Source organism: Sphingomonas arenae (assembly GCF_016924655.1).
Classification (GTDB): Bacteria; Pseudomonadota; Alphaproteobacteria; order Sphingomonadales; family Sphingomonadaceae; genus Sphingomicrobium; species Sphingomicrobium arenae.
Window position 1 is genome coordinate 874,235 of sequence record NZ_JAFFJU010000001.1, and the last position, 12,766, is coordinate 887,000.

The following is a 12,766-nucleotide window of genomic DNA, read 5'->3' on the forward strand; positions in this document are numbered from 1 at the left end:
CGGAATGTCCGAAAGCAACGTCAAGTTCTCCGAAGCCGAGGCGCTCCACTTCCACGCACGCGGGCGCCCGGGCAAGATCGAGATCATCGCGTCCAAGCCGATGGCGACCCAGCGCGACCTCAGCCTGGCTTACTCTCCCGGTGTCGCCGTGCCGGTACGCGCAATCGCCGAGGACCCGGCGACCGCCTACGATTACACCGCGAAGGGCAATCTTGTCGCCGTGATCTCGAACGGCACGGCGATCCTTGGGCTCGGCAACCTCGGCGCGCTGGCGTCCAAGCCGGTGATGGAAGGCAAGGCGGTGCTGTTCAAGCGCTTCGCCGACGTCGATTCGATCGACCTCGAAGTGGACACGGAGGATTGCGAGAAGTTCATCGAAGCCGTCGCGCTGCTGGAACCCAGCTTCGGTGGCATCAACCTTGAGGACATCGCCGCGCCCGATTGCTTCGTCATCGAGCAGACGCTGCGGGAGCGGATGAACATCCCCGTCTTCCACGACGACCAGCACGGCACCGCCATCATCACGGCGGCGGGCCTCATCAACGCGTGCAAGCTGACGGGGCGTGAGCTGCAGGACATCAAGGTGGTGGTGAACGGCGCCGGGGCCGCGGCGATCGCCTGCACCGAGCTGATCAAGGCGATGGGCGTTCGGGGCGACCACGTCATCATGTGCGACCGCACCGGCGTGATCCACAAGGGTCGCGAGGACCTCGATCAGTGGAAGAGCGCGCATGCCGTGGAGACCGACCGCCGCACGCTACAGGAGGCGCTGGTCGGCGCTGATGTGTTCTTAGGCCTGTCCGCGGCGGGCGCGCTGAAGGGCGAATGGGTGAAGGGCATGGCGGACCAGCCGATCATCTTCGCCATGGCCAATCCGGACCCGGAGATCACTCCACCGGAGGCCAAGGCTGCGCGCCCCGATGCGATCGTCGCGACGGGCCGGTCGGACTATCCGAACCAGGTCAACAATGTGCTTGGGTTTCCGTTCATCTTCCGGGGTGCGCTCGACGTGCGCGCCCGGGCCATTAACGACGAGATGAAGATTGCGGCTGCCGAGGCGCTGGCTGCCCTGGCGCGTGAAGCGGTGCCGGAAGAAGTCGCGGCAGCTTATGGCGGCAAGAGTCACAAGTTCGGCGCCGACTATATCATCCCCGCGCCCTTCGACCCGCGGCTGATGGAGATCGTGCCCGCGGCCGTGGCCGACGCCGCGATGCGTTCGGGCGTGGCGCAGAAGCCGATCGACAACATGGCGGCTTACCGCCAGTCGCTGCGCGCGCGTCTTAACCCGACGGTGTCCGTTCTGAGCCTCGCTTACGAGGCGGCACGCGCCAATCCGAAGCGGGTGCTGTTCGCCGAGGGCGAGGAACGCAATGTCCTGCGCGCCGCCATCGCGTTCAAGGAAGGCGGCTATGGCACGCCGGTGCTGGTCGGACGCGAGGAGGTCTACGAATTGCTCGAGGACCTCGGGGTCGACGATCCGTCCGGCTACGAGGTGCTGAACAGCCGCAACTCGCCGCTGGTCGGCCGCGCGGTAGACCACCTGTATGGGCGCCTCCAGCGCAGGGGCTTCCTGCGGCGTGAGATCGAGCGGATGGTCAACCAGGATCGCAACTATTTCGCCGCGGCCATGCTCGCGCTTGGTGAAGCAGACGCGATGATCACCGGGGTCACGCGCCCCTTCAGCCAGAGCCTCCGCCAGGTATCGATGGTGATCGATGCGGACGAAGGCGCGACTCCGTTCGGCATCAACATCGTCGTCGGGCAGAACCAGACGGTACTCATCGCCGATACCGCGGTCACCGAGCGACCGACAGCCGAGGAGCTGGCGGCCATCGCGACCCGCTCCGCCGCCTTCGCACGTCGCATGGGGCAGGAGCCGCGGGTCGCCTTCACCAGCTACACGACCTTCGGCAACCCGCCCGGCGCCTACGTCGGCGAGCTGCGCGAAGCGGTTCACCTGCTCGACGGGCGCAAGGTCGACTTCGAATATGAGGGCGAGATGTCACCCGAGCTCGCGCTCAACCACGACATGCAGCGGCGCTATTATCCATTCAGCCGGTTGTCCGGTCCTGCCAACATCCTGATCATGCCGGGCCTGCAGTCCGCGAGCCTGTCGGCGAAGCTGCTCCGCGCCCTGGGTGGGGAAAGCGTGCTGGGGCCGTTCCTGCTGGGCATGCAGCTGCCCGTGCAGATTGCCCCGATGACGGCGAGCGCGAGCGATCTGGTGACGCTTGCGGTTCTGGCGGCCGGCGGAGCGGACCGGGCGAAGCGCGCCTGACCGTCACTCCCGCGAAGGCAGGAGTCCATCTCCGAAGCGCCGAGCTTGTCCGGGGGATATGAGGGACCCCGCCTACGCAGGCATGACCAGAGCTTAGATTCGTTCCGCGCTTGAGACCTGATCCGCCGCCCGCAGCGCCGCGACGATCGCGTGCAGGTGGGCCAGGTCGTGCACCTCCACATCGACATGGAACGTGTGGAAGCTGCCGTCGCGGTGCACCAGCTGCAGGTTGACGATGTTGGCGCCCTTGCCGCCGAGAATCCCGGCCATCACGCCAAGCGCTCCGGCGACATCGCGAAGGATGATGCACAGCCGCGCGGTCGCGCCGTCCGAGCCGTCGCCCCAGGCGAGGTCGAGCCAGTCCGCGTCCACCCCGGTGGCCAGCCGCTCGCAGCCGATGGCGTGGACCTCGATCTCCTCGTCCTCGCGGCGCAATCCGACGATCCGGTCGCCCGGAATCGGATGGCAGCATTGCGCCAGGTGGTAGGCCACGCCGGCGGTCAGTCCCTTGATCGAGATCGCCTTGAGCTGTGCCGCAGGACGCGGCGCCACATCAGTGCCGGTTGAGCCGGGCACCAGCGTTTCCATCAGCGCCTCGTCGCCGACGCGCTTGCGCGCGATGGCGATCATCAAGGCGTCCTCGTCCTCCATCTTGAGCTTCTTGAGCGCTCGCGGCAGGGCCTCGGCTGGCAAGGGCACAGGCAGGCGCGCGACGATCTCGTCGTAGATCTTGCGGCCGAGCTCGACGGTTTCGTCCCGCTCTTTGTGCCGGACAAAACGCCGCACCGCCGAGCGCGCCTTCCCGGTGGCGACGAAGCGCAGCCAGGACGGCTGGGGATGCTGCGCTTCGGACAGCAGGATCTCGACCTGGTCACCGTTGTCCAGCAACGTCCGGAGCGGCACCACGCGACCATTGACCTTGGCGCCGACCGTCCGGTCGCCAAGATCGGTGTGCACGGCATAAGCGAAGTCCACCGGCGTGGCGCCCTTGGGCAGCTGGATAAGCTCGCCCTTGGGAGTAAAGGCGAAGATCCGGTCCTGGTACATCGCCATCCGGGTGTGCTCGAGCAGCTCCTCGGGGCTCTCGGCATGATCCAAGATCTCGACCAGGTCGTCGATCCACGGCACCCGGATGTCGGCGGTCGGCTTGCCCTCCTTGTAGGCCCAATGCGCGGCGAGCCCGCGCTCCGCGAGTTCATGCATCTCGCGGGTGCGTATCTGGATCTCGATCCGCATCTTGCTGTCGTGGATCACGGACGTGTGCAACGACCGGTAGCCGTTGCGCTTGGGGGTCGAGACATAATCCTTGAAGCGGCCCGGGACCATCGGCCAGCGGCGGTGGATCAGCCCCAGCGCACGGTAACAATCCTCGACGCTCTCCACGACCACGCGGAAAGCCATCACATCGGACAGCTGCTCGAAGCTGATGTGCCGTTCGGCCATCTTCCGCCAGATGCTGTAGGGGTGCTTCTCGCGACCCTGAACGTCGGCCTCCAAGCCATTGTCCTGCAGGTGGAGTTGCAGACCCAGGCCGATGCGGCTGACGATGTCCCCGCCCTCGGCATGCAGTTGCGCCAGGCGCCGCATAATCGATGCATAGGCGTCGGGCTCGAGCTGCCGGAACGCGAGCGTCTGCATCTCGTTCATGATCTCGTACATGCCGATCCGCTCAGCGAGCGGGGCATAGATCTCCATTGTCTCGCGGGCGATGCGGCGGCGCTTGTCCTCGTTCTTGATGTGGTGGAGCGTGCGCATGTTGTGGAGCCGGTCGGCCAGCTTCACCAGCAGCACGCGAATATCGTCGCTCAGGGCGAGCAGGAACTTGCGCAGGTTCTCGGCGGCGCGCTCATTCTCCGACTGCGCCTCGATCTTGCTGAGCTTGGTAACGCCATCGACCAGCCTGGCGACGTTCGGGCCGAAAGTGCGCTCGATTTCCTCCGGCGTCGCAACCGTATCCTCGATGGTGTCGTGGAGAATGCCCGTGGCAATCGTCTCGTCATCGAGCTTCAGGTCCGTCAGGATGCCCGCGACTTCGATCGGATGACTGAAGTAAGGGTCTCCGCTGGCGCGCGTCTGCGAGCCGTGAGCCTTCATCGAGAAAACGTAGGCGCGGTTGATCAACGCCTCGTCGGCGTCGGGATCGTACGACCGAACCCGCTCGATCAACTCATATTGGCGTAGCACGCCCCTAATGTGGGCCGAGGGGCCATCCTGTTGCAAGTGCGAAAGCCACTGCGGCACCAAGGCCACGCATGGTAGCGCTCACGCTTCGGCTGCTAGCGTCGGCGGCGGTTGTGTGCTTCATTCGTGCGGCCGAAGACCTGTCAAGGACCGTCTCGTTGAGTAACGACGCAAGTAGCGGCATTGTTGAAGCGTTCAGGGCTGCAGCAGCCCATTGTCCGCTTTCTCCCGCGATCGAGTTGATTGGTGAAAAGTGGACGATCCTGATCTTGCGAGGATCAATGTCGGGTCTCCGACATTTCGAGGAGTTCCAAGCCTCTCTGGGGATTGCGCGCAACATCTTGTCCAACCGCCTGGTTCGTCTGGTCCAAGCAGGCGTGCTCGAGCGTCGTCGTGATCCTGTGGACAGGCGAAGGATTATCTACGAGCTGACCGCCATGGGAGCGGACTTGCTGCCGACGCTGGTCGCGCTTCGCCAATGGTCAGAGAAATGGCTGGCAGGACCATCGCGGATGATCCTGGCGGACAAGCGCTCTGGCAAGCCGCTGCAGGAGCTCGTCGCGCGGGATCACGCTGGTCGCGCCGTGTCGCCCGCCGATCTCACCTGGGTCGATGCGGAGGTGCCGCAGAAGGCACCGGTCAGGACCAGCGCTGCGGCGAGCGCAGCGCAGTCCCTCGCCGCCGATTACTCGTAGTCGCCGCCGCTCGGCGTCGGGCGCGGCGGAGCCGCCGCGGTCAGACGAAGCGCCTCGGCCGACTCGCTGAGCGAGGCGAGTTCGTCCGTCTCGTCCTCTTCGTCGATGCGGACACGCTGGAGACCCGAGACGATCGCCTCGTGCAGTTCGGGCGGACGAACCGTCTGCTCGGCAATCTCGCGCAGGGCCACGACGGGGTTCTTGTCCCGGTCGCGATCCAACGTCAGGTCGGCGCCGCCGGAAATCTGCCGCGCGCGCTGCGCCGCAAGCAGGACGAGATCGAAGCGGTTCGGAACCTTGTCGACACAATCTTCGACGGTGACGCGTGCCATGACGGCCTGTCTTTCTAAAAGCGGGAGTTCGACGGAAGGGCGCCGACCTAAGACGCCCCTGTGCCAGAGTCAAGGAAAGCGCGACTTTTCCGTTCCGGATGCGTTACGCCTCCGATGCTTGCGCCTCCACCTCCAGCCCGGCAAAGGTCGCCCATGGCCGACCGCCCCGATCCGCAGCCGCCGTCGTCGCACCGGCGGATCAGCGCGGACATCGCGGGCACGCGGCTAGAACTGATCGAAGAAGGGCCCGAGCGGCTCGAAACGATCCTGCGCATGATCGACGAAGCGCGGGAGAGCATCCGCATGCTCTTCTACATGTTCTCCGACGACCATGCCGGACGCGCGGTCGTCCAGGCCCTCGTGCGGGCCGTGGAGCGCGGTTGCGAGGTGAGGCTGCTGGTGGACGGGTTTGGCTGCTCGGCGGCGCGGCCGGACTTCTACCAGCCGCTGCATGATGCGGGCGGGCACTTCTGCCTGTTCCATCCCCGCTACGGAGTCCGGTACCTGCTGCGGAACCACCAGAAGATCGCCATCTTCGACGGTCGCAGAGCCATCGTCGGGGGCTCCAACATCGATGACGACTATTTCGGCGACGGCAGCAAGGCGACGGACTGGAGGGACCTGTGGCTGACGCTGGACGGAAGCGCTGTCACCCCGCTCACGCGCTACTATGAAGCGATCTTCAAGTGGACGACGACCAAGGGAGCGAAGATCCGCACCTTACGCCGCCTGATCCATCGCCATTCGCAGCGCAGGGGCGCGTTGCAGTGGAAGTTCTCGGGGCCGATGCGCCGTCGCAATCCCTGGCCGACCCAGATCGCCAAGGAGATCATCAGCGGCACGCGCATGGACATGATCGCGGCTTATTTCTCGCCGCCCTACGCCATGCTGCGCCGGATCGCGCGAATGGGACGGCGCGGCCAGGTCCGCGTCATCACCGCTTCCAAGTCCGACAACACGACCACCATCGCGGCTGCGCGGCACACCTACAAGCGGCTGCTGCGCAATGGCGTCGAGATGTACGAGTATCAGCCGTGCCGCCTGCATACCAAGCTGGCGATCGTCGACGATGCGGTGCACATCGGCTCGTCCAACTTCGACTTTCGCAGCCTCTACCTGAACCTGGAGATCATGCTTCGGATCGAAGATGCGGGTTTTGCCGAGCAGATGCGGGGTTACTTCGAGCGGGAGACACGGGACAGCCTGCAGATCACGCCCGAAATCCACAAGGCGCGAGCGAACTGGTGGCGCAAGGCGAAGTGGACCATCGGTCACTTCCTGGTGACGACGATCGACTATACGGTGACGCGGCGGCTGAACTTCGGCGCGGAGAAGTAGGCGCTACTCCGCTGCCTGCGGCTCCCGATAGGCCCAGAACAGTGTCGCGGGTGGCACGTTGAACCACTCAAAACCGCGTTCCAGACGCTCAAAAACGGGCGCAATGAACTCGCGAACCTTTGGACTGAACTGGTAAACGAGAAAAGCGCCGCCCGGACGGATCACCCGCGAGGTGGCCGCACCGATCGCATCCCCCACACCCGGTGGCAGAGTCGAAAACGGCAATCCCGACAGGACATAGTCGGCATGGGCGAAGCCGCGGTCGGCGAGAATCTTCTCCACGTCGGCCGCCGAGCCGGTCACCGGAACCAGCCGAGGGTCGTCGATATCGCGGCGCAGATAGTCCGTGAACTCCGGATTGGTGTCGATCGTGATCAGGGTCGCGTCCGGGCCGAGCCGTTCCAGGATCGGGCGTGTGAAGGTGCCGACACCGGGGCCATATTCGACGAAAACGCGGGTGTTGGCCCAATCCACCGGTTCCAGCATGCGATCGATCAGCTTGCGGCTGGAGGGAATGATTGAGCCGACCATCACGGGATTCTTCAGGAAGCCGCGAAGGAAGTGGAGGCGCGGATTCGATGTCCGGCGCGCATCGCGGCGAGCGAGGCGACGAGGTCCCTTCAGCGTGCGGGCAGTCGAGGCAGGCATGAAGTCTCCGGATGAGCGGGAAGATTTGTCCCCCGGTGGCAAATGCCCGGCCGATTGGCAAGTTCCAGCCGCTCGCTTGCCTCACCCGTCCTGCGGACTATGACCCGCGGCCATGGCGAGAGGAACGGGACAGCGCAAGGTCGGAGGTTCCGCAGTCACTCCCCTCCAGTTCGGACTGCTCTTTTCGGCTATGCTGGTGGCGGCGGCGGGCAACACGGCGCTGCAGTCGGTCATGCCGGCGATCGGACGGGAGATCGGGATCGCCGATTTCTGGGTCGCTATTGCCTACACCTGGTCCGCGGTCCTGTGGGTGCTGCTGGCGCCCTTCTGGGCAAGGCAGAGCGATCACCACGGGCGCAAGGCGCTGACGCTTCTGGGCCTTCTCGGGTTCATCGTATCGATGACGCTTTGCGGACTGGCACTGGTCGCGGGGATGCACGGCTGGATCGGCGGAGCGCTGACCTTCCTGCTGTTCGGACTGTTCCGGGCGATCTACGGCGGCCTCGGTTGCGCGACCCCGAGCGCGACCCAGGCTTATCTCGCCAGCAAAACCCGGCGGACAGCCCGAACCAGCGCGTTGTCGGCCTTGTCCTCGTCGTTCGGACTGGGAACGGTGATCGGACCGGCGCTCGCGCCCCTGTTCGTGCTGCCCTTCGTCGGGCTGCCCGGCCCATTGTTCGCCTTTGCCTTGATTGCGGTCGGGGTATCCGGCGCGATCCTGATCTGGCTGCCGGACGATGCGGCGGAGCCGCGGGAGGGCCGGGGTGCGGCCATGAGCTATCCCAGCCTCGCCTCCATGGTGACGGGTGCGAGCGTCAAGGCAGCGACCTCTCCGACCCGGCAAGACCGCCTGCGCTGGCGTGACCCGCGCATCCGGAACTGGATTTTGGCGGGCGTCGCGTCGGGCCATGCGCAGGCAGGCGGCCTTACCTGCCTGGGCTTCTTCATCATCGACCAGCTGCAGCTTCAGCCCAATGGGGCGGAGACGAGCATCGCCATCGTCATGATGGCTGGAGCCGCTGCCACGTTAGCTGCCCAATGGGGGCTGATTCCGCGGCTCGCCATGGGCCCGCGACCACTGATCCTCTGGGGCTCGGCCATTGCGGCGGCAGGGCTGCTGGTGACGATGTTCGCATCCGATCTCTACGGACTAGTACTGGGCTTCTCGATCACCTCCATCGGCTTCGGGTTCACGCGCCCAGGCTTCACGGCGGGAGCAAGCCTCGCGGTCCCCTTGGGCGAGCAGGGCGCGGTCGCCGGCGTGATCACCTCGGCGAACGGGATCAGCTACGTCGCCGCCCCGACGATCGCCATGGCGATGTACGGCATCGATACGCACCTGCCCTTCGGCGCGGCGACGGTGCTGCTGCTGGTCCTGATCGTTTGGGGCAGGAAGCGCCTCGCCTAGCCCTGCTTCTCGGCCGACCGTGGGCGAAGCATTCCAGGGCTGACGAAACCGATCCCGCCGTCAGGCCGAACCGCATCGCTCTTCAACGTCGACTGGATGCGGGCATATTCTTCCAGCATCTGCGGCGTTACCGATGCCCGCGTATCGGACAGCGCAGCCTCGAAATCGGCCATGGTGACCTGGCCGGCGTCGAGCCCGCGCCGAAGGGCCGTCAGGCCGGCCCGGCGGGTGAGATCCTCGAGGTCCGCCCCGGTGAAGTTCTCGGTCCGCTGCGCCAGCCGCTCCAGGTCCACGTCGTTCGCGAGCGGCATGCCCTTGGTGTGGATCGCGAGAATGCGTCGCCGGCCGGCGGTGTCGGGTGGACCGACATAGACCAGCTCGTCGAACCGCCCCGGGCGAAGCAAGGCGGGATCAATGAGGTTCGGGCGATTGGTCGCACCGATCAGCACGACACCCTGCAGCTCTTCCAGGCCATCCATCTCGGCCAGGATGGTGTTCACCACCCGCTCCGTCACCTGCGGCTCCCCCATTCCGCCGCCGCGCGCCGGAACCAGGCTGTCGAGCTCGTCGATGAAGATGACCGTCGGTGCGACTTGCCGGGCACGGGCGAACAGGCGGGCGATCTGCTGCTCGCTCTCGCCATACCATTTGCTGAGGAGGTCGGATGACTTGGTCGCGATGAAGTTGGCCTGGCTTTCCCGCGCGCAGGCTTTCGCCAGCAGCGTCTTGCCCGTGCCGGGCGGGCCATAGAGCAGGAACCCCTTGGCCGGCCGGATGCCCAAGCGGCGGAACGCGTCGGGATGCTTCAGCGGCAGTTCCACCCCTTCGCGCAGCTTCTCCGCTGCGGCGTCGAGGCCCCCGACGTCCTCCCAGCCGATGTTGGGCACCTGCACCAGCACCTCGCGCATCGCCGAGGGCTGCACCCGCTTCAGTGCGTTGTCGAAGTCGGAGCCGGTCACCGCCAGCTTGTCGAGCACCTCGTTCGGGATGGTGCCATCGGCGAGGTTCAGCTCCGGCATGATCCGGCGGACGGCTTCCAGTGCCGCTTCACGCGTCAGCGCAGCGAGGTCCGCACCGACGAAGCCGTAGGTGCGCCGCGCCAGCTCATCGAGGTTGACGCCGCCGTCCAGCGGCATGCCCCTGGTATGGATGCCGAGGATTTCGCGCCGACCGTTCTCGTCCGGTACGCCGACCACGATCTCGCGGTCGAACCGGCCTGGCCGGCGCAGCGCCTCGTCGATCGCCTCCGGGCGGTTGGTGGCGGCAATCACCACCAGGTTCTGGCGCGGCTCCAGCCCGTCCATCAGGGTCAGCAGCTGCGCGACCAGGCGCTTCTCCGCTTCACCCGTCACCTGCCCGCGTTTGGGAGCGATGGAGTCGATCTCGTCGATGAAGATGATGGACGGTGCTGCCTGGCTGGCCTCCTCGAACAGTTCGCGCAGCTTCTTCTCGGACTCGCCATAGGCCGAGCCCATGATCTCCGGACCGGCGATGTGGAAGAATTGCGCATCGCTTTCGTTCGCCACTGCCCGGGCCAACCGCGTCTTGCCGGTGCCGGGCGGGCCGTGGAGCAGGACCCCCTTGGGCGGATCGACACCCAGGCGCTGGAACAGCTCCGGGTGACGAAGCGGCAGCTCGACCATCTCGCGCAAAGCATCGATGGTCCCGCGCATGCCGCCGAGGTCGTCATAAGTGACGTCCGCTCGCCGCTCACCATGCTGCTCCGCATATTCGGCGAGCAGCTCCACCTGGGTGTTCGCGTCGATGTGGACGATGCCGCGGGGCGTCGTGGAGACCACGGCGAGGCGGATCTCCTGAATGGCGAAAGCGGGCGCGTTCAGCAGCTGGCGGACGTGCTCGGGCATGTCGGCGTTGATCCGCTGGTGTCCGCTGGTCGCCACCGTGTCCCCGGACGTGAGGGGGCGACCGGCGAAGGTCCGCTTCAATGCCTCCGCGGAGCCCTGCAGACGGATGTTGTTCACCGCCGGCGCGAACACCACGCGGGTGGCCGGCTTCGACTGGGCCGGTCGCACTTCGACGAAATCGCCCGAGCCGACACCGGCGTTGGCCCGCTGCAGGCCGTCGAGCCGGACGATGTCGACCCCCTCGTCGTCCTTCAGCGGCCGAATCGCCCTGGCCGGCGTGGAGCGCTTGCCGACGATCTCGATGACTGCGCCGTCCTCCAGTCCGGCTTCCGCCATGAAGCGAACGGGCAGGCGCGCCAGGCCGCGGCCGCTTTCCGAGGGCGGGAGGTTGGCAACCTGCAGTCGCCGTACCTCGGTATCCACATCAGCCATTCGCAACGCTCTCCTTCTCGCGCCTGTGAACCCGGGCACCGGCCGCAAGGTTCAATGTGGGACTGACGCGAAACGAAAAAAGAGGGCGCTTGGCCAGCTGCGCGGGGGTGTTACCGCAGGCGGGGCGAACTAGCTGAGGCTCAGGTTGGTTCACCGGCTATGCGCAAGACACCCGCGAGCCGTCGCCTCAGAGCTTGATGATGCCGGCGGCCTTGCGCAGCAGAGCTCGGGGGAGCAGCCGATGCCCCTGGGCGCCGAGCTTGTTGAAAGTGCCCGGGATGACCACCGCCTGGTTGCGGTCGAGGCCGGCAAGGCCCGCCCGGACCACGCTGGCGCTGTCGGCCGAGAGCTTGTCGAACGCGCCCGCCTTGCCGAAGCCCGCCACTTCGGGGAATTCGGTCGCAGTTGGTCCAGGGCAGAGGCAGGTGACGTGGATGCCCTGGCCTTTCAGTTCCTCGTGGAGGGCTTCCGAGAAGCTCAGCACGTAAGCCTTGGTCGCGAAATAGACGGCCATCCCAGGCCCGGGCTGGAAGGCCGCGGTGGATGCGACGTTGAGGATGCCGCCGCGCCTGCGCTCGATCATCGCCGGCACGACCGCGCGAGTGAGGTCGGTCAGGACGCCGCAGTTCAGGTCCACCATCTGGCGGAGGCGCGCGGGGTCGTGCGTCTCGAACCGTCCGCCAAGGCCAAAGCCGGCGTTGTTCACCAGCAGGTCGACATGCTCGTCGTGAGCGGAGAGGTCGGCCATCAGCCGCTCCGCCGCGTCAGGCTCCGACAGGTCGAGGTCGACGGCGCGGGCATTGCCCAGTTCCGCGGCAAGCGCCTCTAGCCGATCCCTGCGCCGGGCGACCAGCACCAGCCGCGCGCCGGTGGCGCTGAGCTGGCGGGCGAAGTCGGTGCCGAGGCCGGCCGAGGCGCCGGTGATGAGGGCAACAGGTGAGGTCATCGCGGACACCCTTGTCCTTCGGTCATCTTCGATTCCGACAGGCTCAGGGTGAGCGCAACTTCAGACGCCCTCCCGAGCGCTCACGCTGAGCCTGTCGAAGCGTGAGCGCCCGCTTGCTGTCGGTCTAGGCGACGATCGCCTTCTCGATCTTGCCCGGATTGCGCGGCGGTTCGCCGACCGGCAGCGCATCGACATGCTCCATGCCGCTCTCGACCTGGCCCCACACCGTATACTGCCGGTCCAGGAACCGCGCATCGTCGAAGCAGATGAAGAACTGGCTGTTTGCCGTGTCCGGCTGGTTGGTGCGCGCCATCGAGCAGGTGCCGCGAACGTGCGGCTCGGCGTTGAACTCGGCCTTGAGGTCCGGAAGGCTGGAGCCGCCGGTGCCACGGCCGGTCGGGTCGCCGCCCTGCGCCATGAAGCCCGGGATCACCCGATGAAAGACCACCCCGTCATAGAAGCCCTGCTTGGCGAGGCTGGTGATCCGCTCCACGTGGCCGGGGGCAAGGTCCGGGCGCAGGCGAATGACGACATCGCCGCCGCTGGAAAGGGTCAGGGTGAGGGTCTGCGGCGCGTCGGCCATGGGTGGTCTCCTTGAGGTTCGGGTCGCAGGTAGTGACTTCGGCTCGGAACGTCACCCCTC

10 protein-coding genes are annotated in these 12,766 nt (G+C 66.4%); 4 read left to right on the forward strand and 6 right to left on the reverse strand.

Annotated features, from left to right (window positions below; translation table 11 throughout):
- Positions 1 to 4 precede the first annotated feature (4 nt).
- The gene (locus tag JT720_RS04430) at positions 5 to 2,278 is read left to right on the forward strand and encodes an NADP-dependent malic enzyme (RefSeq protein WP_205479618.1); all 2,274 of its coding nucleotides are present in this window, start codon (positions 5 to 7) and stop codon (positions 2,276 to 2,278) included.
- A 93-nt stretch (positions 2,279 to 2,371) separates the two neighbouring features.
- On the opposite strand, the gene JT720_RS04435 is transcribed toward JT720_RS04430, so the two are convergent.
- Positions 2,372 to 4,462 (reverse strand): RelA/SpoT family protein, encoded by a 2,091-nt coding sequence (locus tag JT720_RS04435; protein WP_205479619.1) that lies wholly within the window; start codon positions 4,460 to 4,462, stop codon positions 2,372 to 2,374.
- Between the two features lie 236 nt (positions 4,463 to 4,698).
- Between JT720_RS04435 and JT720_RS04440 the strand changes: the two genes are divergently transcribed.
- The gene (locus JT720_RS04440) at positions 4,699 to 5,154 is read left to right on the forward strand and encodes a winged helix-turn-helix transcriptional regulator (protein ID WP_272873171.1); all 456 of its coding nucleotides are present in this window, start codon (positions 4,699 to 4,701) and stop codon (positions 5,152 to 5,154) included.
- Here JT720_RS04440 and rpoZ read toward each other — a convergent pair.
- Entirely contained in the window at positions 5,145 to 5,486 is a 342-nt protein-coding gene (gene rpoZ, locus JT720_RS04445; RefSeq protein ID WP_205479623.1) for a DNA-directed RNA polymerase subunit omega, read from the reverse strand. The two genes, JT720_RS04440 and rpoZ, sit on opposite strands and share 10 nt — an antisense overlap.
- A 153-nt stretch (positions 5,487 to 5,639) precedes the next feature.
- Between rpoZ and JT720_RS04450 the strand changes: the two genes are divergently transcribed.
- Positions 5,640 to 6,824: a phospholipase D-like domain-containing protein gene (locus JT720_RS04450; protein WP_205479624.1), complete on the forward strand. Its 1,185-nt coding sequence runs from the start codon at positions 5,640 to 5,642 to the stop codon at positions 6,822 to 6,824.
- Between the two features lie 3 nt (positions 6,825 to 6,827).
- On the opposite strand, the gene JT720_RS04455 is transcribed toward JT720_RS04450, so the two are convergent.
- Positions 6,828 to 7,472 carry a class I SAM-dependent methyltransferase gene (locus JT720_RS04455; protein ID WP_205479626.1) on the reverse strand — a complete coding sequence of 215 codons (645 nt, stop codon included), beginning with the start codon at positions 7,470 to 7,472 and terminating at the stop codon, positions 6,828 to 6,830.
- A gap of 112 nt (positions 7,473 to 7,584) precedes the next feature.
- Between JT720_RS04455 and JT720_RS04460 the strand changes: the two genes are divergently transcribed.
- Entirely contained in the window at positions 7,585 to 8,880 is a 1,296-nt protein-coding gene (locus JT720_RS04460) for an MFS transporter (RefSeq protein WP_205479628.1), read from the forward strand.
- Here JT720_RS04460 and JT720_RS04465 read toward each other — a convergent pair.
- The 3 genes from JT720_RS04465 to JT720_RS04475 all read right to left on the reverse strand — a co-directional run bounded on the left by JT720_RS04465 (position 8,877) and on the right by JT720_RS04475 (position 12,706).
- Positions 8,877 to 11,177, reverse strand: coding sequence for a CDC48 family AAA ATPase (locus JT720_RS04465; RefSeq protein WP_205479629.1), 2,301 nt, complete (start codon positions 11,175 to 11,177; stop codon positions 8,877 to 8,879). The two genes, JT720_RS04460 and JT720_RS04465, sit on opposite strands and share 4 nt — an antisense overlap.
- Positions 11,178 to 11,364: 187 nt before the next feature.
- Positions 11,365 to 12,123: an SDR family NAD(P)-dependent oxidoreductase gene (locus tag JT720_RS04470; RefSeq protein WP_205479631.1), complete on the reverse strand. Its 759-nt coding sequence runs from the start codon at positions 12,121 to 12,123 to the stop codon at positions 11,365 to 11,367.
- A gap of 124 nt (positions 12,124 to 12,247) precedes the next feature.
- Positions 12,248 to 12,706, reverse strand: a complete 459-nt coding sequence (locus tag JT720_RS04475; RefSeq protein ID WP_205479633.1) for a peptidylprolyl isomerase — start codon at positions 12,704 to 12,706, stop codon at positions 12,248 to 12,250.
- Positions 12,707 to 12,766: the final 60 nt, after the last annotated feature.